Below are 20,076 nucleotides of genomic sequence, written 5' to 3' on the forward strand. Positions count from 1 at the left end.
CTGAACCGTGGTCCGCGGCCTGCGCGGACACCCCTTCTCCTCGGGATATACCCCGAGGCGGACCCCTGCCCGCACGCCCGGCGCCGTAGGTGTGAGACGCGGGCGGGACGGTGAGGCAATAAGCTCACCTAGGATGGAAGGCTGGGGGTCAAGGACACCGTCCCGCCTCCGGACGCGGGCCCCGATCTGCTGAGGAGCGCAGAGCAAGTGCCAGGCATAATCGACAAGGTCCTCCGCGCGGGAGAAGGCAAGATCCTGCGCAAGCTGAAGAAGCTCACGGACCAGGTCAACTCGATCGAGGAAGATTTCGCCGACCTCACCGAGGCCGAGCTCCGCGAGCTCACGGACGAGTACCGGGAGCGCCTCAAGGACGGAGAGAAGCTCGACGACCTGCTCCCCGAGGCCTTCGCCACGGTCCGCCGCGCCGCCCAGCTCACCCTCGGCCAGCGCCACTTCGACGTCCAGATCATGGGCGGGGCCGCGCTGCACCTCGGCAACATCGCCGAGATGAAGACCGGTGAGGGCAAGACCCTGACCTCCACCCTGCCGGTGTACCTGAACGCGCTCACCGGCGACGGCGTGCACGTGGTCACCGTCAACGACTACCTGGCCCGCCGCGACGCCGAGAACATGGGCCGCATCTACCAGCTGCTCGGCCTCGAGGTCGGGGTGATCAGCCCGGACATGAAGCCCGAGGCGCGCCGCGCGGCCTACGCCGCCGACGTCACCTACGGCACCAACAACGAGTTCGGCTTCGACTACCTGCGCGACAACATGGCGCACTCGCCGGACGCGCTCGTGCAGCGCGGCCACCACTTCGCCATCGTCGACGAGGTCGACTCCATCCTCATCGACGAGGCGCGCACCCCGCTGATCATCAGCGGCCCGGCCCAGCAGAACTCCCGCTGGTACGAGGTCTTCGCCAAGCTCGCCCCGCGCCTGCGCCGGGACGAGGACTACGAGGTCGACGAGAAGAAGCGCACCGTCGGCATCAACGAGTCCGGCGTCGCCAAGGTCGAGGACCAGCTGGGCATCGAGAACCTGTACGAGCCCGCGAACACGCCGCTGGTCTCCTTCCTGAACAACGCGATCAAGGCCAAGGAGCTCTACCGCAAGGACAAGGAGTACATCGTCAACGACGGCGAGGTGCTCATCGTCGACGAGTTCACCGGGCGCGTGCTGCGGGGCCGCCGCTACAACGAGGGCATGCACCAGGCCATCGAGGCCAAGGAGCGCGTGAAGATCAAGGACGAGAACCAGACGCTCGCCAAGATCACGCTGCAGAACTACTTCCGCCTCTACGAGAAGCTCTCGGGCATGACCGGTACCGCCGAGACCGAGGCGGCCGAGTTCCACCAGACCTACGGCATCGGCGTGGTGCCCATCCCCACCAACAAGCCGATGGTCCGCGTGGACGAGAAGGACCTCGTGTACAAGCACGAGGAGGGCAAGTTCGACGCGATCGTCGAGGACATCGCCGAGCGCCACGAGGAGGGCCAGCCGGTCCTGGTCGGCACCACCAGCGTGGAGAAGTCCGAGCTGCTGTCCAAGATGCTCAAGCGCCAGGGCGTGCCGCACGAGGTGCTCAACGCCAAGAACCACGCGCGTGAGGCCTCGATCGTGGCCCGCGCCGGGCGCCTGGGCGCGGTCACCGTGGCCACCAACATGGCCGGCCGCGGCACCGACATCATGCTCGGCGGCAACGCCGAGTTCATGGCCGACGAGGAGCTGCAGGCGCGCGGCCTGGCCCCGCTGGAGACCCCCGAGGAGTACGAGGCCGCCTGGCCGGAGGCGCTGGAGAAGGCCGAGAAGGAGGTCGCCGCCGAGCACGAGCAGGTCGTCGAGGCCGGCGGGCTGTACGTGCTGGGCACCGAGCGGCACGAGTCGCGGCGCATCGACAACCAGCTGCGCGGCCGCTCCGGGCGCCAGGGCGACCCCGGCAAGAGCCGGTTCTACCTGTCGCTGCGCGATGACCTGATGCGGATGTTCAACAGCGCCCGGGTCGAGATGATCATGGAGCGCACCAACTTCCCGGACGACCAGCCGATCGCCTCCAGCATGGTCACCAAGGCGATCCAGAGCGCGCAGACCCAGGTCGAGGCGCAGAACTTCGAGATCCGCAAGAACGTCCTGAAGTACGACGAGGTGCTCAACCGGCAGCGCAAGGTCATCTACTCCGAGCGCCGCAAGGTGCTGGAGGGCGCCGACCTGCAGGAGCAGGTCGCCGGGATGATCGACGACGTGCTGGACGCCTACGTGCGCTCGGCCACCGCCGAGGGCGACGCCGGCGACTGGGACCTGGACCGTCTGTGGACCGCGTTCAAGCAGGTCTTCCCGATCACCTTCACCGTCGACGACCTCATCGAGGAGAACGGCGGGCTGGGCTCGCTGTCCCCGGACCTGATCTCCGAGCGGGTCCGCGAGGACGCGCACGCCGCCTACGCCAAGCGCGAGGAGGAACTGGGCTCGGAGGCGATGCGCGAGGTCGAGCGGCGCATCGTGCTGCAGGTGATGGACCGCAAGTGGCGCGAGCACCTGTACGAGATGGACTACCTCCAGGAGGGCATCGGCCTGCGCGCCATGGCCCAGCGCAACCCGCTGATCGAGTACCAGCGGGAGGGCTACGACATGTTCCAGGAGATGCTGGCCGCCATCAAGGAGGAGGCGGTCGGCCACATCTTCACCGTCGAGGTGCAGGTCAAGGGCAAGGAGAAGGTCAGCGCCTCCTCCGCCGCGGCGGCCGCGGCCGCCAACGGCGCCGCGGTGTCCGCGGCCGTCGGCACCGCCTCCAAGGAGGAGGCCGAGGCCGCCGGGGTGGACACCGAGGAGGACGGGGCCGCCACCGACACCGGCGAGGACGGCGCCGACGCCTCGGAGTCCGCCGCCGAGGAGGTCGTGGTCCCGGGCTTCGGCGGCGACCGCGGCCCGGACCGGCTGCAGTACTCCGCCCCCTCCGAGGACGGCGGGGTGGACAAGCGGACCGAGACGGTGGAGGACTCCTACGCCGGGACGCCGCGCAACGCCCCCTGCCCCTGCGGGTCGGGCAAGAAGTTCAAGAAGTGCCACGGCGACCCGAAGAACAAGTAGCCGCGTGAAGAAGGGGAGCCCCCGGCCGGTCGGCCGGGGGCTCCCCTCATGCGTGCGGGCTCGGCGCCCGGGCGTCAGCCCGTGCCCTCGCCCTTGCCGCCGGAGGCGGTCCCGCCGTCGGCCGGGGCGGCCGGGCCGCCCGGCTGGTCGGGGTTGGCCGCCACGGAGGCGCCCTCCTCGATCGGCTCACGGCCCGGCGTGGGCAGGTTGAGCTTCTTGATCAGGAACGTGAACACCGCGTAGTAGAGCGCGAAGTACACCACGCCCAGCCCCAGGATCCACACCAGTCCGGTGGTGTTGGACTTGAAGGAGTTGAGCAGCAGGTCGATCAGGCCCGCGGAGAACCCGAAGCCCAGGTGGGCGTCGAGCGCGTTCAGGATCGCCATCGAGATGCCGGTCAGCACCACGTGCACCGCGAACAGCACCGGCGCGATGAAGATGAACGCGAACTCGATCGGCTCGGTGATGCCGGTGACGAAGGCGGTCAGCGCCGCCGAGATCATGATGCCGCCGACCGCGGCCCGCTGGCTCGGGTGCGCGGCGCGCCACATCGCGATGGCGGCGGCGGGCAGGCCGAACATCAGCACCGGGAAGAAGCCGGACAGGAAGCCGCCGGCGGTGGGGTCCCCGGCCAGGTAGCGGTTGATCTCGCCGTTGACGACCTCGCCGGTGGCCGGGTTCTCGTAGCTGCCGAAGACGAACCAGACCACGGAGTTGACGATGTGGTGCAGGCCGAAGGGCAGCAGCAGGCGGTTGACGACGCCGTAGACGCCGGCGCCCAGCGGGCCCGAGGCCACGATCCAGGTGCCCAGGTCGTTGATCCAGCCGCCGACGGTGGGCCAGACGAAGCCGAAGACGACCGCCAGCAGCAGGGACGAGACCGCGGTGATGATCGGGACGAACCGGCGCCCGCCGAAGAAGCCCAGCCAGGAGGGCAGCTTGATCCTGTAGTAGCGCTGCCACAGCACCGCGGCCAGGATGCCGATCGCGATGCCGCCGAGCACGTCGGTGGGGTTCTTGACGCCCCAGTTGATCACCTCGCCGCCGGCGTCGTCGAACGCGGTGACCGACCCCTTCAGCTCGCCGCTGGGGTCGAAGTTGAAGAACAGGTACTTGGTCACCCGGTCGAAGACCATGTAGCCGACCACGGCGGCCAGCGCGGTGGAGCCGTCGGCCTTCTTGGCGAAGCCGATGGCCACACCGACCGCGAACAGCAGCGGCAGCGCCTGGAAGAGCGAGTCGCCGGCGGTGCCGATCACCCCGGCGACCGGCTCCATCCAGCCCATGCCGGAGACGTCGGCCAGGCCGCCGGGCTCGGGCCCGTTGGCGCCGAGCATGTCGCCCTGGCCCAGCCGCAGCAGGATCGCCGCCGCCGGCAGCACGGCGATGGGCATCATCAGGCTTCGCCCGATGCGCTGGAGCAGCCCGAGGAGCGAGGATCCCGCTCCCGCGCCGCTCTCGGCGGATTTCGTGGAACTCAACTGGTCCTCCATGTGGTGCGGACGGATGGGATGGCGGCGCCGACGCGTGTGCGGGGCGCGTCCGGCGGCGGGTGCGCGGGCGGGACGGCCGCCCGGGGTCAGCCGCCGGAGGGGCGCCGCGGGTCCAGACGCGAATGCAGCTGGTAGCGGTCCGCGCGGTAGCTGGACACGGCCAGCTCCATGCAGACCCCCTTGCAGAAGCTGCGGCGCTGCATGGACAGCACCGGGCTGCCCGTGGCCAGCCCGAGCAGCTTCGCGTCTGCGGGGTCGCAGATCCCTGCTTCTATGGTCTGCTCGCCCGAGTCGAGGAGGATCCCGTACTCCTCTTCCAGGATCCGGTAGAGGGAGCGGTCGGCGAGGGGGACGCGCTCCAGTCCGGGCAGCGGTGCCAGCGGCAGCGTCGTGCGCTCCACCGCCATCGGTTCACCGTCGGCCGTGCGCAGCCGCTCGATGTGGAGGACCGGGTCCCCGGGGGGCAGGTCGAGCAGCCGCGCGGTGTGCGCGGAGGCCGGGGAGGTGCGGCGCGCCAGGTCGCGGGATCCGGGTGTGAACCCGCGTGCCCGCATATCCTCGGTGAACGAGGCCAGTTCGAGGGGCATGGCGATCTTGGGCCGGGCCACGAAGGTGCCCTTGCCCGGCACGCGGTAGAGCTTGCCCTCGGAGACCATCACGTCCACGGTCTGGCGGACGGTCATCCGGGAGAGCCCGTAGCGGTTGCCGAGCTCGCGCTCGGAGGGGATCGGGTCGTCCACGGCGAGTCCGCGTTCGTCGATCCAGTCCAGCAGCAGGTCCCTCAGCTGCGCGTACTTGGGCACGGGGCTCGTGGGGTCGATCATGATCGAGTCGCCTGTTCGCTGGTGGGACGTTCTGGTATGACTGGTATAGGCCGGACTAGACCAGAGTACATCGTCGTGTGCCGATCCGTTCCCGGCCGATCAGCGATTAACACGGGCGCCGGCGCCTCCCGGCGGCACCAGCGATGGGGAAGATGCCTGATGACCACGACGACGAGCGTGATGCGCTCCGAGATCGCCGAGCAGCCCGCTGCGCTGCGCCGCACCCTTGACGAGCTGACGCCGCTCACCGGCGCCCTGGGCGAGCTGGGCCGCAGCACCCGGCAGGTGCTGTTCATCGCCCGCGGCTCCTCCGACAACGCCGCCGTGTACGGCTCCTACCTGCTGCAGGCGCACGCCGGACGGCTGGCCACCCTGGCCTCGCCGTCCATCGCCACCACCTACGGCTCCAAGGTCGACCTGGACGGGGTGCTCGCCGTGGCGATCTCCCAGTCCGGCCGCACCGAGGAGATCGTCGACACCATGTCCTGGGCCGCCGACTGCGGCGCCCGCACCGTCGCCGTCACCAACGGCCTGGGCTCCCCCCTGGCCGAGGCCGCCGACCTGGCCCTGGTCACCCGGGCCGGGGACGAGCTGGCGGTGCCCGCCACCAAGACCTACACCACCCAGCTCGCCGCGCTGGCGGTGCTGGCCCTGGGCCTGGGCGCCGACCTGGACCCCGGCGAGCTCAACGCCGTCCCCGACGCCATCGAGGAGCTGCTGGCCGCCCCCGGCGACGGGGTCGACGAGCTGGCCGAGCGGCTGGCGCCGGTGCCCGGCGCGGTCGTCTCCGGGCGCGGCATGGCCTTCTCCACCGCGCTGGAGGCCGCCCTCAAGCTCAAGGAGGCCTGCTACCTGCACGCGATGGGCCTGTCCTACGCCGACCTGCTGCACGGCCCCATCGCCGTGGTCGACCAGGACACCCCGGCGATCCTGGTGGCGGCGAACTCCGGGCCGACCCTGCCGGGCACCGCCGCCCTCGCCGAGCGGGTCTCCTCGGCCGGGGCCCCGGTCTACGGCATCGGCGGCGGCTCCACCCTGGCGTCGGCCTGCGACCTGGCCCTGCCCGGGCCGGACATGCCCGAGTGGACCGCGCCCATCGGCCTGATCGTCCCCGCCCAGCTGCTCACCGAGCGGCTGGCGCGCCGCCTGGGCTACAACCCCGACGCGCCCCGCGGGCTGGGCAAGGTCACTCAGACCTCCTGAGGCCCACGCGGCGGGCGGGGCGGCCGAAGGCTTCGGCCGCACGCCGCGTGCGCTTAAGCTCTGCTTGGACCGGCAGGTCGCGCCGGTCCCCGACCGCCCGCGGGCGCGGGCGGCCCGCCGGAACCTCGAAGAAGGCAAGGAACCACAATGGCCGACAAGGCAGCCGCGATCGTCGCCGGGCTCGGCGGCGCCGACAACATCACCGAGATCGAGGCGTGCATCACGCGCCTGCGCACCGAGGTGGAGGACCCGTCCAAGGTGGACGAGGCGGCCCTGAAGGCGGCCGGCGCCCACGGCGTCCTCTCCCAGGGCAAGGTCGTCCAGGTCGTGGTCGGCCCGGAGGCCGACGCGCTCACCGACGACATCAACGACATCCTCGACTGACATCCGCACCCGGCGCGGGCCGCACACCCGGCCCGCGCCCCGCACCGGGAGGTGCCCACCATGCTCGAAGTCCTCTCTCCCGTCCCGGGGAACGCCACCGGACTGGCCGGCGTCCCCGACCCCGTCTTCTCCCAGGGGATGGTCGGCCCCGGCACCGCGGTCGACCCGGAGCGCGCCCCGCAGACCGCGGTCGCGCCCATCGCGGGCACCATCGTCAAGCTGCACCCGCACGCCTTCGTCATCGCGGGCGCCGACGGCAAGGGCGTCCTGGTCCACCTGGGCATCGACACCGTCGATCTCAAGGGGGAGGGCTTCGAGACCCTGGCCGCCGAGGGCGACGCGGTCGAGGCCGGTGCGCCGCTGGTGCGCTGGAACCCCGCCGAGGTCGAGCAGGGCGGCCGCTCCCCGGCGGTGCCCGTCGTCGCCCTGGACGCCCCCAAGGACACGGTGCTGGACACGGTGGAGTCCGGCGCGGTGCAGGCCGGGGCCACCGCCCTGTTCGCATGGCGGTGAGCACGGACGGCGCCGCCGGGCGCGGTGCCCTCTTCGACCTGGACGGCACGATCGTCAACAGCGAGCCCCGGTCCATGGAGGTCTGGGCGCGCCTGCTCCAGGAGCACGGACGGCCCTGTGACCGGGAGGTGCTGCACCGCTTCATGGGGCGGCGCGGGCCCGACGTCATCGCCGAGGACCCCTCCCTGTTCCCCGGGGTGACCTGGGACGTGCTCCTGGTCGAGCTGCAGCGCATCGGGTCCGCGCCGGACCTGCCGCCGGTGGAGGTGCTGCCCGAGTCGGTGAAGTTCGTGCAGTCCCTGCACGCCCGCGGCGTGCCGATCGCGCTGGTGACCTCCGCCGGGCGCGAGTGGGCCCAGACCGCGCTGGGCATGGCCGGGATCGCCGAGCTGTTCACCGGGCTGGTCACCGCCGGCGACGTGGCGGCGGGCAAGCCCGACCCGGAGGGGTACCTGGCGGGGGCGCGGATCCTGGGGGTGCCGCCCGAGCGGATCACCGTCTTCGAGGACACCCCCGCCGGGGTGGAGGCCGGCCGCAGGGCCGGAATGGGTGTGGTGGGGATCACCACCACCCACGCCCGAGAGACACTGTACGGTGCCGACCTGGTGGTCGATCACCTGACGGAGACGGGCTGGCCCCCGCCCGCCGGGACCGGCCGCGCCGAGGCATGAGGAAACCAAGGAGCCAGCTGTGGCAGAGCGCCGCGTGAAAGTCGAATCCGAGGTCGGGCTGCACGCCCGCCCCGCGGCCTTGTTCGTCGAGGCCGCCTCGAAGGCGCCGGGGGAGGCGACCGTCGCCAAGGGGGACGGCGCCCCCGTGTCCGCCAAGAGCATCCTGGCCGTGATGGGCCTGGACGTGCGCCACGGTGACGAGATCACCATCCGCGTGGACGGCGAGGACGCCGACACGGTGCTCGACCGGTTGGCCGAGATCGCGGGTGCCGCCTGATGGGGCGGTCGGCGGGCGAGGAGCTGCAGGGCACCGGGGTCAGCCCCGGCGTCGGGCACGGCCCGGCGCTGCGCCTGGCCCGTTCGGTGCCCGAGCCGCCCGCGGGCGGCTTCGAGGGCGATGCCGGGGCCGAGACGGACCGGGCGCTGGAGGCGATGGAGGCCACCGCCCAGGACCTGTCCGCGCGCGGTGAGCGCGCCGGAGGGCAGGCCCAGGAGGTGCTGTCGGCGCAGGCGCTGATGGCGCGCGACCCGGCCCTGGCCGACGACGTGCGCCGCCGCGTCGGCGAGGGCGCGGCCGCCGCCCGCGCGGTCGCCGACGCCTTCGCCGTGTACCGGGACATGCTCGCCTCGGCCGGGGAGTACATGGCCGCCCGGGTCGCCGACCTGGACGACGTGCGCGACCGGATCGTCGCCCGGCTGATGGGGGTGCCGGTCCCCGGGGTGCCCGAGTCCGACACCCCGTTCGTGCTGGTCGCCGCCGACCTGGCGCCGGCCGACACCGCCACCCTCGACCCGGCCAAGGTCCTGGCGTTCGTCACCCGCGAGGGCGGGCCCACCAGCCACTCGGCGATCCTGGCCCGCTCCCTCGGGCTGCCCGCGGTGGTCGCGGGGGAGGCGGCCGACCGCATCACCGACGGCACCGAGCTGCTCGTCGACGGGACCGGCGGCCTGGTCGTCGCCGACCCCACGGACGAGCAGGTCGGGCGGGCCACCGCCCGCCAGGCCGCCCGCGAGGCCGCCGCGGCGAACAGCGGTGGGCCCGGCGCCACCGCCGACGGCCACCGGGTGCCGCTGCTGGCCAACATCGGCGGTCCCAAGGACCTCCCGGCGGCGCTGGAGAACGGCGCCGAAGGGGTGGGCCTGTACCGGACCGAGTTCCTGTTCCTGGACCGGGGCGACGCCCCCGGCCACGAGGAGCAGGTGGAGGCCTACCGGACGGTGCTGGACGCGTTCCCGGCCGGGAGCAAGGTCGTGGTGCGCACCCTGGACGCCGGTGCCGACAAGCCGCTGGCCTTCCTGCCGCCGCCCGGGGAGGAGCCCAACCCGGCCCTGGGCGTGCGCGGCCTGCGGATGATGCGCCGCCACCCGGAGATGCTCTCCTCCCAGCTCTCGGCGCTGGCCGAGGCGGCCGGCGGTGCGCAGGCGGTGCTCAACGTGATGGCGCCGATGGTGACCGACGCCGAGGACGCCGCCTGGTTCGCCGAGCGCGCGCGGGAGGCCGGGATCGAGCACGCGGGCGTCATGGTGGAGGTTCCGGCGGCCGCGCTGGGCGCGCGCCACCTGGCCCGCAGCGCGGACTTCTTCAGCATCGGCACCAACGACCTGACCCAGTACGCCTGCGCCGCCGACCGCGAGGCGGGCGGGCTGGGCCGGTTCCAGGACCCCTGGCAGCCGGGGGTGCTGGAGCTGATCGCCACCACGGCGCGCGCCGCCGCCGCGGCGGACCGCCCGTGCGGGGTGTGCGGGGAGGCCGCCGCCGACCCGCTGCTGGCCTGCGTCCTGGTGGGCGCCGGGGTGACCACCCTGTCGATGGGGGCGTCGGCGCTGCCGCTGGTCCGTGCGGCGCTGGGCCGCGCGACCCTGGAGGAGTGCAAGGCGGCCGCGAGCGCCGCCCTGGACGCTCCGGGCGCCGACGAGGCCAAGCGCGCGGCCCGCGAGGCCCTGCCCGGCGTGGCCGAGCTGGGGCTGTAGGGGACCTGCCCGGGGCCGCCCACCGACCCGGTGGGCGGCCCCGGCGCCGTTCCTCCCGGAAACCGTCGTCGGTGCCCTCTACGGTCGCCCCATGGCGATTCAGAGGATGGACCACGTCAGCATCGTCGTCGGCGACATCGAGGCGGCCACGGCGTACTTCGTCGAGCTGGGCATGGAGGTCGAGGGGGCGATGCCCATCGACGCCGAGTGGGCGGGCCGCGTCGTCGGGATCGAGGGCATGCGGTCGGAGGTCACCATGCTGCGGACCCCCGACGGCAACGGGAAGATCGAGCTGGCGCGGTACCGCGCCCCGGAGGCGGCCGTCCCCGAGCCGGGGCCCTCGCAGCCGAACGTGATCGGGATGCGCACCGTCATGTTCGCCGTCGACGACATCGAGGACACCGTGGAGCGCCTGCGCGGCCACGGGGGCGAGCTCGTGGGCGAGATCGCCGACTTCGAGGACGTCTACCGCCTCTGCTACATGACCGGCCCCGAGGGCGTCATCATCGCTCTGGCCCAGGAGCTCAGGTGAGCGCGGCCGGACGGGGGCCCACGTCGGAGTCCGGTCCTCCGTCCCCTCCGCCGTAGGCGATCACCGCGTCCAGGTAGTCGTCGATCGCGTCCCGGTTGCGGGTCAGGAACCGGATCCGCTCGGTCATCCGGTCCCGCTCGTGGCGCAGTGTCGCGAGCATCTCGGGGGTGGCGTCGGGGAAGTAGATGGTCCGCGGCTTGTCGAGGCAGGGCAGGATCTGCCTGATGATCCTGGTCGGCAGCCCCGCGTCGAGCAGCCCCCTGATCTGCAGGACCCGGTCGACGAAGCGCTCGTCGTACTCCCGGTAGCCGTTGGGGGCGCGATCCGCGGCGATCAGCCCCTGCTCCTCGTAGTAGCGCAGCAGTCGGCGCGACGTCGAGGTGCGCCGCGACAGCTCTCCGATCCGCATGTCCCCCCTTGACCTTCACACATGTGTGAGGGTTCGAGGGTAGTCCCCGAAAGCAGCGACGCCCGCATTGCGAGGGGATCCGAGATGGACCAGCAGCTCTTCGACTACAGCCCCATCACCGAGCGGGAACCGCTCCAGTGGCCCGGGGGTGCCCGGGTGGCGTTCTACGTCGGACTGAACATCGAGCACTACCCGGTCGACGCCCCTTCGACCAGCACCTTCCCGGGGACCGCGCACCTGGTGCCGGACCCGCTGAACTACGGCTGGCGCGACTACGGCCCCCGGGTGGGGTTCTGGCGCCTGCTCGGTGCCCTGGACCGGCACGGCATCCGTGCCAGCGCGCTGCTGAACTCCGAGGCCGCCGTGCACTACCCGCAGATCATCGAGGCGGGGCGGGAGCGCGACTGGGCCTGGCTCGCCCACGGCAGGAACAACGCCGTCTTCCAGCAGGATGTGGACCCCGGCGAGGAGCGCGCCTACCTGGCCGAGGTGGTCGGCACCATCGAGAGGGCCACCGGGCGGCGGCCCCGCGGGTGGATGGGGCCGGCGCTCACCGAGTCCTTCCGGACGCCGGGGCTGCTGGCCGAGCTCGGCCTGGACTACGTGCTCGACTGGACCAACGATGACCGGCCCTACCGGCTGAAGGTGCCCGGGATGCTGAGCGTGCCGTACTCGGTGGAGCTCAACGACATCGGCCTGTTCCTCGGCAAGAGCCTGAGCGGCCCGGACTTCGTCCGGATCGTCGAGGACCAGGTGGACCAGCTCTACGAGGACGCCGCCGACGGCGGGCGGGTCATGGCGCTGGCGCTGCACCCGTTCGTCATCGGGCAGGCGTTCCGGCACAAGTACCTCGACCGGGCCCTGGAGTACGTGGCCAACCACCCCGGGGTGTGGCTGACCACCAGCGACGAGATCGCCGACCACTACACACGGACGGTGCCGTCGGGCGGGTGACGCGCCGGAGCGCGGGCCGGTGCGGGCCGTCGGCGGCGGTACAGTCCATCAGCGGGCCCAGGACGCGGCCCGCGCCTTTCCCCCGCCGACCGTTCCCGTCGACCCCGCCGGAGAGACCGCCATGTCCGCGCTCCGCCGCCTCGCGCCGCTCGGTGCGGGCCTGCTGCTGTTGACCACCGCCTGCACCTCCGGGGGCGACGGGCCCGGGGACGGCGGCGGGTCGGCGCCCCCGGCCACCGACGCCGAGGCGGCCGAGCGCGCCGAGTCCGTGCTGGGGGAGATGTCCCTGGACGACCAGGTGGGGCAGCTGTTCGTGCTCAACGCCGCGGGCACCACGCCGGACGAGAACGCCCGGGCCATCGCCGACCACCGGCCCGGCGGGCTGATCTACTTCCCGGAGAACCTGGGCTCCCCGGCCGAGATCGCCGAGCTGTCCAACGGGCTGCAGGAGACGGCCGCCGCGGAGGGGGCCGGGGTGCCCCTGATGATCGGCGTCGACCAGGAGCAGGGCATGGTGGCCCGGCTGGAGGAGGGCACCCGCTTCCCCGACGCCATGGCGGTCGGCGCGACCCGGGACACCGGGCAGGCCGAGGCGCTGGCCTCGGCCACCGCCGCCGAGCTGGCGGCGGTGGGCATCAATCTGGACTACGCGCCGGTCGCCGACGTGAACACGAACGCCGACAACCCGGTGATCGGCATCCGCTCGTTCGGGGCCGACCCGGGGCTGGTCGGGCAGATGGCGTCGGCCGAGGCGGGGGCGTTCGCCGACGGCGGCGTGGTGCCGGTGGTCAAGCACTTCCCCGGGCACGGGGACACCGGCACCGACAGCCACACCGGCCTGCCCGTCATCGAGAAGGACCGGGCCGACTGGGAGCGCGACGACCTGCCGCCCGTCGCCGACGCGGTGGAGGCCGGGGCCGACGCGATCATGACCGCGCACGTGGTCATGCCCGCGCTCGACGACTCGGGTGAGCCGGCCACGCTCTCGCCGAAGGTCATCGACGGGGTGCTCCGCGACGAGCTGGGCTACGACGGGGTGGTCACCACGGACGCCCTCAACATGGAGGGCGTGCGGCAGACCCACGACGACGGGGAGGTCGCGGTCCGGGCGGTCGAGGCCGGGGCCGACCAGCTGCTGATGCCGCCGGACCCGCAGGCGGCGTTCTCCGCGGTGCGCTCGGCGGTGGACGAGGGGCGGATCAGCGAGGACCGGCTGGACGAGTCGGTGCGCCGGATCCTGGAGCTGAAGGCCAAGCGGGGCATCCTCGACGCCGGGCCGGTCGACGCGGGCAAGGCGGCGGAGGTGTTCTCCTCCGACGACACCGCCCAGGCCGCCCAGGACCTCGCCGACGCGTCGGTGACGATGCTGCGCAACGAGGGCGGCGTGCTGCCGGTGGACGAGGGGGCGCAGGTCGCAGTGCAGGGCGCCGGGGCCGAGGAGATCTCGGCGGCGCTGGAGGACCTGGGCGTGCGGACCACCGGTTCGGCGTCCGGTGCGGACCTGGTGGTGGTCGGCACGAACGGGGCGCGCGGCGACGCCGAGCAGCGCCGGGCCGTCGAGAAGGCGGCGTCCGGGGGAGCGCCGGTGGCCGTGGTGGCCCAGGGGACGCCGTACGACCTGCAGGCGCTTCCGGACGTCGACGCGTACCTGGCGGTGTACTCGTCGGTCCCGGTGTCCCGGACGGCGGCGGCCCGCGCCATCGCCGGAGAGGTGGACCCGAAGGGGAAGCTGCCGGTCCCGATCCCGGAGACGGGGATGGAGTACGGCGACGGCCTGTCGTACTGAGCCCGCGCCCCTGCCGTTGATCTCGGGGAACTCGGGGTAAAAACGGACACCATAGGCCCGACTTCCCCGAGATCAACAAGCGTTAGGAGCGCTTCTTCAGCTCCCGCTTCGCCAGCGAGCGCAGGTGGACCTCGTCGGGGCCGTCGAAGATGCGCATCGCCCTGGTGTGCGCGTACATCAGGGCCAGCGGGACGTCGTCGCTCACGCCGGCGCCGCCGTGCACCTGGATGGCGCGGTCGACGGTCTCCAGTGCGGCGCGGGGCGCGGCGACCTTGATGGCCGCGATCTCGTTGCGGGCCTCCTTGGTGCCGTACTCGTCGATCAGCCAGGCGGTCTTCATGACGAGCAGCCGCGCCTGGTCGATGGCCAGCCGCGACTCGGCGATCTGCTGCTGCACCACGCCCTGTTCGGCCAGCGGGGCGCCGAAGGCCACGCGGTTCTTCGCGCGGTCGACCATCAGCTCCAGCGCGCGCTCGGCCACGCCCAGCGCCCGCATGCAGTGGTGGACGCGGCCGGGGCCGAGCCGGGCCTGGGCGATCATGAAGCCGTCGCCCTCCCCGGAGATGAGGTTCTCGGCGGGCACCCGCACGTCGGTGAACCGGATCTCGCAGTGGCCCTCCTGGTCCTGGTAGCCGAAGACCGGGAGGGCGCGCACGATCTCCACGCCCGGGGTGTCCCGGGGCACCAGGATCATGGACTGCTGCCGGTGCACCGGGCCGTCCGGGTCGGTCTTGCCCATGAGGATGAAGACCTCGCAGCGCGGGTCGGCGGCGCCGCTGATCCACCACTTGCGGCCGTTGACCACGTAGGAGTCGCCGTCGCGCACGATCGACGTGGCGATGTTGGTGGCGTCGGAGGAGGCCACGTCGGGCTCGGTCATCGCGAAGGCGGACCGGATCCGGCCGTCCAGCAGCGGCTCCAGCCACCGCTCCTTCTGCGCGGGGGTGCCGAACATGTGCAGCACCTCCATGTTGCCGGTGTCGGGCGCCGAGCAGTTCAGCGCCTGCGGGGCCAGGGGGGAGCGGCCGGTCACCTCGGCGAGCGGGGCGTACTCGGAGACGCTCAGCCCGCCCACGTCGGGCAGGAAGAGGTTCCACAGGCCGCGCTTGCGCGCCTGAGCCTTCAGCTCCTCCATGACCGGGGGGAGGCGGTGGTCGTCGGGGCCGGCCTCGGCGCGCCAGCGCCGGTACTCGGGCTCGGCGGGGTAGACGCAGTCGTCCATGAACTCTTCGAGGCGGGCCAGGTGGTCGCGGGCCTTGGGGCTGAGTCCGAAGTCCATGGTGTCGAGTATGCCACTTCACCGACCGGTCGGTATCTTCCGGTGGCGGACGATTTTCCCGGGGCGGGGGAAGGGTTCGCGGGCGGCCGGCGGGGAAGAATGCCGGTCCCCCGGTACCGCCGACCCCCGGGGGCGGAGGAGGCGATCGCATGCCCCACGCGCTGCGCGGCATCATCACCGACTGGGGCGGGGTGCTGACCGACCCGCTGGGCCCCACCATCGACGCATGGCTGGCGGCCGACCGCATCGACCGCGACCACTACGGCGCCGTCATGCGGGAGTGGTTCGCCGGGCTGCGGGAGACCGAGGGCGGCGGCAACGCCATCCACGCCCTGGAGCGGGGCGAGCTCCCCGTCGCCGAGTTCGAGCGGACCCTGGCCGCCGAACTGCGCCTGGTGGACGGCGGCCCGGTCCCCGCGGAAGGGCTCATCGCCCGGATGTTCTCGGCCTTCCACCCCGTGGACGAGATGTACGAGGTGCTGGGCCTGGCCCGCGGCCGGGGCGTGCGGACCGCGCTGCTGTCGAACTCGTGGGGCAACGGCTACCCGCGCGAGCGGTTCGCCGAAGTCTTCGACGCGGTGGTGATCTCGGGCGAGGTGGGCATGCGCAAGCCCGAACCGGAGATCTTCCACCTGGCCGCCGAACGTGCGGGCCTGGAGCCGCGGGAGTGCGTGTTCATCGACGACCTGGAGCACAACGTCGCGGCCGCGATCGAGCTCGGGATGACCGGCATCCTGCACACCGACGTGGCGACCACCCGCGACCTCCTGGCCGAGGCCTTCGGAGCGGACCTCCACCCCGCGAGGACCTGACCCGGGCGCGTCTCGGGGTGGTTTCGGGTGTCCCGGAGGCCCGGGGGTGAACCGCTCTCATCGGGGAGGTGTCAGGGGGTATGCCCGGCATCTCCCCGCTGCGGACTGCGGAGTTGTCTATATGGCTAGCCGTGTTGTGCCTAGTAACATAGACACGTCTCTATGAAGCAGCGGAAGCTACTGGAGACACTGCGCAAGGCGGCGGCGGACAAGGGGGCGACGCTGGTGTTCGTGCGGCACGGCGGTCGACACGACATCTACAGCGTCAGCGGCTTCCGGTTCGCCATACCCCGCCATGCCGACATCGCGGAACCCACTGCCCGCCGGATCATCAAGGAGGTCGAGGACCTGTGAAGACCTACCGGGCCCAGTGTGAGAAGGACGGTCGTCACTGGCTTGTCGACGTTCCCGAACTCCGTGTCCACACCTTCGGACGGGACCTCGACGACGCGAGGGAGATGGCTCGCGACGCGATCGCAGGCGTTCTCGACCTTCCGATCACGGACGTCGAGGTCGAATTGGAGATCACGGCAGTCGCCGACGAGCTGGCACGGCTGGAGCGGGCGCGTGCCGAGCGGGAGCGGGCCGCGGCCGAGGAGGGGCAGGCCATGAGGGCGGCCATCGAGGCCCTCGTGACCCAAGGCGCGTCGCAGCGCGATGCGGCCCGGATGCTCGGCATCTCGCACCAGCGTGTCTCACAGCTCCGTGCGGCGGCCCAGAAGGCCAGGCACGCCGGGGGCCGTGTGCACAACAGCGGGGCCGTTCGTTCCTCCACAGGCGAAGGCCGTTCCTCTTCCTCGCCGAGGCGGGCGGCCGGGTAGGGACGTCGTCCACAGGTCGGCCTGTCCCCGGGCTGTCCAGGGGGTGGGTTTTGGCAGACTTCTCCCATGCGCATCTACCTGCCGTGCACGCTGCCCGTCCTCGCCGAGATCCTGGCCGAGGGGCGGGTCGGGGGCGAGCCGCTGACCGCGTTCGCCGTCACCGGCGCCCTGCGGGCCACCGGGGGCGACGACGAGGAGCTGGAGTACGAGGCCATGCTCTCGGCCGGTGACGCCTCCCTGCGCCTGCTGGCCGCCGACCCCGGCGCGCCCCGGCGGCGCGTCGTGCTCGCCGCCGACATGCCCGAGGCCGCGATCACTGAGGACGCCGACCTGGGCGGCCCCGCGGCGGTGCGGGTCGACGGGTCGGTGCCGTACAAGAAGCTGGCGTCCGCGCACGTGGACGACGCCGGAGCCGAAGAGGGCATCGGCCGTGCCGTCGCCGACCCCGAGGCCGGGCACCAGGACGACCACGACCTGATGTGGTACGCGGTCCAGGAGCTGAAGTACCTGGTGGAGTAGGGGCCCGTAGCGGGCGTGCCCTACCCGCCGATCTCGGTGGGGTCTTCGATGGACAGCGGGGCGGGGTGGGGCATGCGGATATCGCTCCAGGGGGGGACGGCGGGGCGGAGCGGAGCGCGGGCGTCTCCTGTCGGTGTCCGACGCTACTCAGTGCAGCGCGGTTCGAACAACGCGCTGCGGCCCCGCCGCCTCCCCGGGGGTTCCGGTTAGGCCTTCACCCCAGCGGCGCCATGAACGACCACAGGCCGCCCTCCGGGTCGCGGGCGGAGTACTCGCGGTACCCGTAGGGCTGGTCCACCGGCGGGTACACGATCTCCGCGCCCTCCGCGACCGCGCGGCGGTGGTGCTCGTCGACCGACTCCACCATCACCGCCGTGGTCGCCGTGGCGGCCCCCAGGGTCCGGGGGGACTCCAACCCGTACTCCGGGGCCTCGCGGTGCAGCCAGATCACGCCGTCGCCCGCGTCCACCTCCCCGTGCACGCACCTGCCCTCGTCGTCGTGGGCCAGCGGCCCCGCGCCCAGGCCGAACACCCGGACCAGGTGGCCGTGGACCGCCTCGATGTCGTCGTACACCAGGATCGACACCCGGCGCCGCACCGCGCTGTCCAGCATGGTCATCTCCTCCATCGCCTCGAAGAACTCCACCGCCGTGGGCACGTCGGCGCGGTCGAGCGTGGCCGCCATCGCCGACAGCCGGTCCCGCAGCCGGTGCGCGGCGGCCAGCCGCCCGTCCAGGGAGGACAGGTGGCCGCGGACCGCCCCCGGCAGGTCCCAGCCGGGGTCGTCCAGCGCCCGCCCGATCTCCCCGAGCGACAGCCCCGCGCCGCGCATCAGCAGGATGCGGTAGAGCCGCCGCACCTCCCCCTCGCCGTACACCCGGTGCCCGCCACCGGTCCGCCGGGTGGGCCGCAGCAGCCCGATCCGGTCGTAGTAGCGCAGCGTCCGGATCGTGAGCCCGGACGCCCGGGCCAGTTCGCCGACCTTGTAGACGGCCTCGCCGGGAGCCATGGACCGAGCGTAGAACGTGACGCCGCGTCACCTTCAAGCCGCGTTTCCGCAGGTCGGGATCTGATGGCGATGGTCGGCCGCCGGGGCGTGACCCGCGCCGCGGAGCAGGGTATGCCAGTCGGCAGACCCGTCCTGGAGGCGACGATGGATGCCGTGACCCGCGTGCCCGAGCCCGTCAACGAGCCGAACCTGACCCACGCCCCGGGAACGCCCGAGCGCGCCCTGCTGGAGGCCGAGATCGTGCGGCTGAGCGGCGGCGAGGCCGAGCTCGACCAGACCATCGGGGGAGAGCGCCGCATGGGCGCCGGTCCCACCCTCCCCGCCGTCGTGCCGCACCGGCACTCCCATGTCCTGGGCCGCATGCCCGAGGCCACCGACGACGACGTGCGCGCCGCGATCGGCGCCGCCCGGGAGGCGGCGCCCGGCTGGCGGGCCATGTCGATCGACGACCGCGCCGCCGTGCTGCTGCGCGCCGCCGACCTGCTGGCGGGGCCGTGGCGGGCCACGGTCAACGCCGCCACCATGCTCGGCCAGTCCAAGTCGGTGCAGCAGGCCGAGATCGACGCCGCCTGCGAGCTGATCGACTTCTGGCGGTTCAACGTGCACTTCGCCCGCCGCCTGTACGCCGAGCAGCCGCTGTCGCCGCGCGGCGTGTGGAACCGCCAGGAGCTGCGCCCGCTGGAGGGCTTCGTGCTGGCGATCACCCCGTTCAACTTCACCGCGATCGCCGGGAACCTGCCCACCGCGCCGGCGCTGATGGGCAACACCGTGGTGTGGAAGCCGTCGCCGACGCAGACGACGGCCGCGTGGTGGCTGATGCGGCTGCTGGAGGAGGCGGGGATGCCGCCCGGCGTGATCAACATGGTCACCGGCAACGGCGAGGCGGTGTCCCGGGTGGCGCTGTCCCAGCCCGACCTGGCGGGGATCCACTTCACCGGGTCCACCCGCACCTTCAAGCACCTGTGGCGCACCGCCGGGGAGAACATCGACCGCTACCACTCCTACCCGCGCATCGTGGGGGAGACGGGCGGCAAGGACTTCATCGTCGCCCACTCCTCGGCCGACACCGACGTGCTGCGCACCGCCATGATCCGCGGGGCGTTCGAGTACCAGGGGCAGAAGTGCTCGGCGGCCTCGCGCGCCTACGTGCCGCGCAGCGTGTGGGCGCGGCTCCGGGACGGCCTGCTGTCCGAGACCGAGGCGCTGACCATGGGCGATGTCACCGGCGACCTGTCCACGTTCATGGGGGCGGTGATCGACGACCGGGCGTTCGCCAAGAACGCCGAGGCGCTGCGCCGCGCCAAGGCCACCGACGCGATCACGATCCTGACCGGGGGCGGCGCCGACGACTCGGAGGGGTACTTCGTCCAGCCCACGGTGCTGGAGTGCGACGACCCCGAGGACGAGGTGTTCCGCACCGAGTACTTCGGGCCGATCCTGGCGGTGCACGTCTACGACGACGACCGGTACGGGCAGGTGCTCGCCCAGATGGCCGACGTGGCGCCGTACGCGCTGACCGGCGCGGTGATCGCCCGCGACCGGGCGGCCGTGGAGCAGGCGGACGCGGCGCTGCGCTTCTCGGCCGGGAACTTCTACATCAACGACAAGCCGACCGGGTCGATCGTCGGCCAGCAGCCCTTCGGCGGGGCGCGGGCCTCCGGCACCAACGACAAGGCCGGGTCCATCTTCAACCTGGTCCGCTGGGCGAGCCCCAGGGCGGTGAAGGAGTCCTTCGTCCCGCCGACGGATTGGCGCTACCCGCACATGGGGTGAGGCGGGGTGCGCCTTTTCCGATTCACGGAAGGGGCG

General features: G+C 72.6%; 20 protein-coding genes. 15 read left to right on the top strand and 5 right to left on the bottom strand.

From position 1 onward, the window contains the following. The first annotated feature begins 207 nt into the window (after nucleotides 1–207). Nucleotides 208–3,087, top strand: a complete 2,880-nt coding sequence (secA, locus tag O4J56_RS06315; protein ID WP_270684280.1) for a preprotein translocase subunit SecA — start codon at nucleotides 208–210, stop codon at nucleotides 3,085–3,087. Between the two features lie 74 nt (nucleotides 3,088–3,161). On the opposite strand, the gene O4J56_RS06320 is transcribed toward secA, so the two are convergent. After that, nucleotides 3,162–4,568 (bottom strand): PTS transporter subunit EIIC, encoded by a 1,407-nt coding sequence (locus O4J56_RS06320; RefSeq protein ID WP_408639089.1) that lies wholly within the window; start codon nucleotides 4,566–4,568, stop codon nucleotides 3,162–3,164. A 98-nt stretch (nucleotides 4,569–4,666) separates the two neighbouring features. Further along, nucleotides 4,667–5,404: a GntR family transcriptional regulator gene (locus O4J56_RS06325; RefSeq protein WP_408639090.1), complete on the bottom strand. Its 738-nt coding sequence runs from the start codon at nucleotides 5,402–5,404 to the stop codon at nucleotides 4,667–4,669. Nucleotides 5,405–5,563: 159 nt separating this feature from the next. Here O4J56_RS06325 and O4J56_RS06330 point away from each other — a divergent pair, with 159 nt between their 5' ends. The 7 genes from O4J56_RS06330 to O4J56_RS06360 all read left to right on the top strand — a co-directional run bounded on the left by O4J56_RS06330 (nucleotide 5,564) and on the right by O4J56_RS06360 (nucleotide 10,678). Continuing rightward, nucleotides 5,564–6,607 carry an SIS domain-containing protein gene (locus O4J56_RS06330; protein WP_270684284.1) on the top strand — a complete coding sequence of 348 codons (1,044 nt, stop codon included), beginning with the start codon at nucleotides 5,564–5,566 and terminating at the stop codon, nucleotides 6,605–6,607. A gap of 147 nt (nucleotides 6,608–6,754) precedes the next feature. Beyond that, nucleotides 6,755–6,991: a glucose PTS transporter subunit EIIB gene (locus tag O4J56_RS06335; protein WP_017626437.1), complete on the top strand. Its 237-nt coding sequence runs from the start codon at nucleotides 6,755–6,757 to the stop codon at nucleotides 6,989–6,991. 60 nt (nucleotides 6,992–7,051) lie between these two features. Continuing rightward, nucleotides 7,052–7,504, top strand: a complete 453-nt coding sequence (locus O4J56_RS06340; protein WP_270684286.1) for a PTS sugar transporter subunit IIA — start codon at nucleotides 7,052–7,054, stop codon at nucleotides 7,502–7,504. Then, on the top strand, nucleotides 7,495–8,175 hold the full coding sequence (locus O4J56_RS06345; RefSeq protein ID WP_270684288.1) for an HAD family hydrolase: 681 nt from the start codon (nucleotides 7,495–7,497) through the stop codon (nucleotides 8,173–8,175). Before O4J56_RS06340 ends, O4J56_RS06345 begins: the two co-directional genes overlap by 10 nt. A 19-nt stretch (nucleotides 8,176–8,194) precedes the next feature. Then, nucleotides 8,195–8,452: an HPr family phosphocarrier protein gene (locus O4J56_RS06350; protein WP_270684290.1), complete on the top strand. Its 258-nt coding sequence runs from the start codon at nucleotides 8,195–8,197 to the stop codon at nucleotides 8,450–8,452. Beyond that, on the top strand, nucleotides 8,452–10,146 hold the full coding sequence (ptsP, locus tag O4J56_RS06355) for a phosphoenolpyruvate--protein phosphotransferase (protein WP_270684291.1): 1,695 nt from the start codon (nucleotides 8,452–8,454) through the stop codon (nucleotides 10,144–10,146). Before O4J56_RS06350 ends, ptsP begins: the two co-directional genes overlap by 1 nt. Before the next feature lie 91 nt (nucleotides 10,147–10,237). Further along, the gene (locus O4J56_RS06360) at nucleotides 10,238–10,678 is read left to right on the top strand and encodes a VOC family protein (RefSeq protein ID WP_270684293.1); all 441 of its coding nucleotides are present in this window, start codon (nucleotides 10,238–10,240) and stop codon (nucleotides 10,676–10,678) included. On the opposite strand, the gene O4J56_RS06365 is transcribed toward O4J56_RS06360, so the two are convergent. Continuing rightward, nucleotides 10,671–11,087, bottom strand: coding sequence for a MerR family transcriptional regulator (locus O4J56_RS06365; protein WP_270684295.1), 417 nt, complete (start codon nucleotides 11,085–11,087; stop codon nucleotides 10,671–10,673). The genes O4J56_RS06360 and O4J56_RS06365 overlap by 8 nt on opposite strands. A gap of 84 nt (nucleotides 11,088–11,171) precedes the next feature. Between O4J56_RS06365 and O4J56_RS06370 the strand changes: the two genes are divergently transcribed. Together O4J56_RS06370 and O4J56_RS06375 are read left to right on the top strand one after the other, a co-directional pair. Beyond that, nucleotides 11,172–12,041 (top strand): polysaccharide deacetylase family protein, encoded by an 870-nt coding sequence (locus tag O4J56_RS06370; RefSeq protein ID WP_270684296.1) that lies wholly within the window; start codon nucleotides 11,172–11,174, stop codon nucleotides 12,039–12,041. 121 nt (nucleotides 12,042–12,162) lie between these two features. Next, on the top strand, nucleotides 12,163–13,827 hold the full coding sequence (locus O4J56_RS06375) for a glycoside hydrolase family 3 protein (protein ID WP_270684298.1): 1,665 nt from the start codon (nucleotides 12,163–12,165) through the stop codon (nucleotides 13,825–13,827). 82 nt (nucleotides 13,828–13,909) lie between these two features. Here O4J56_RS06375 and O4J56_RS06380 read toward each other — a convergent pair whose 3' ends face one another. Then, nucleotides 13,910–15,106, bottom strand: coding sequence for an acyl-CoA dehydrogenase family protein (locus O4J56_RS06380; RefSeq protein ID WP_270684299.1), 1,197 nt, complete (start codon nucleotides 15,104–15,106; stop codon nucleotides 13,910–13,912). A 149-nt stretch (nucleotides 15,107–15,255) separates the two neighbouring features. On the opposite strand from O4J56_RS06380, the gene O4J56_RS06385 reads away from it, so the two are divergent. The 4 genes from O4J56_RS06385 to O4J56_RS06400 all read left to right on the top strand — a co-directional run bounded on the left by O4J56_RS06385 (nucleotide 15,256) and on the right by O4J56_RS06400 (nucleotide 17,258). Continuing rightward, nucleotides 15,256–15,918, top strand: a complete 663-nt coding sequence (locus O4J56_RS06385; protein WP_270684301.1) for an HAD family hydrolase — start codon at nucleotides 15,256–15,258, stop codon at nucleotides 15,916–15,918. 162 nt (nucleotides 15,919–16,080) lie between these two features. Further along, nucleotides 16,081–16,272: a type II toxin-antitoxin system HicA family toxin gene (locus O4J56_RS06390; RefSeq protein WP_270684303.1), complete on the top strand. Its 192-nt coding sequence runs from the start codon at nucleotides 16,081–16,083 to the stop codon at nucleotides 16,270–16,272. Then, a complete protein-coding gene (locus O4J56_RS06395) occupies nucleotides 16,269–16,739 on the top strand; it encodes a type II toxin-antitoxin system HicB family antitoxin (RefSeq protein WP_270684305.1) in 471 nt (156 codons plus the stop codon). Before O4J56_RS06390 ends, O4J56_RS06395 begins: the two co-directional genes overlap by 4 nt. A gap of 66 nt (nucleotides 16,740–16,805) precedes the next feature. After that, nucleotides 16,806–17,258: a DUF6912 family protein gene (locus O4J56_RS06400; RefSeq protein ID WP_270684306.1), complete on the top strand. Its 453-nt coding sequence runs from the start codon at nucleotides 16,806–16,808 to the stop codon at nucleotides 17,256–17,258. 214 nt (nucleotides 17,259–17,472) lie between these two features. On the opposite strand, the gene O4J56_RS06405 is transcribed toward O4J56_RS06400, so the two are convergent. Further along, nucleotides 17,473–18,267: a MerR family transcriptional regulator gene (locus O4J56_RS06405; protein ID WP_270684308.1), complete on the bottom strand. Its 795-nt coding sequence runs from the start codon at nucleotides 18,265–18,267 to the stop codon at nucleotides 17,473–17,475. Between the two features lie 144 nt (nucleotides 18,268–18,411). Between O4J56_RS06405 and pruA the strand changes: the two genes are divergently transcribed. Continuing rightward, entirely contained in the window at nucleotides 18,412–20,040 is a 1,629-nt protein-coding gene (gene pruA / locus O4J56_RS06410) for an L-glutamate gamma-semialdehyde dehydrogenase (RefSeq protein ID WP_270684368.1), read from the top strand. Nucleotides 20,041–20,076 lie beyond the last annotated feature (36 nt).

The sequence above is a fragment of the Nocardiopsis endophytica genome, assembly GCF_027706725.1.
Classification (GTDB): Bacteria; Actinomycetota; Actinomycetes; order Streptosporangiales; family Streptosporangiaceae; genus Nocardiopsis_A; species Nocardiopsis_A endophytica.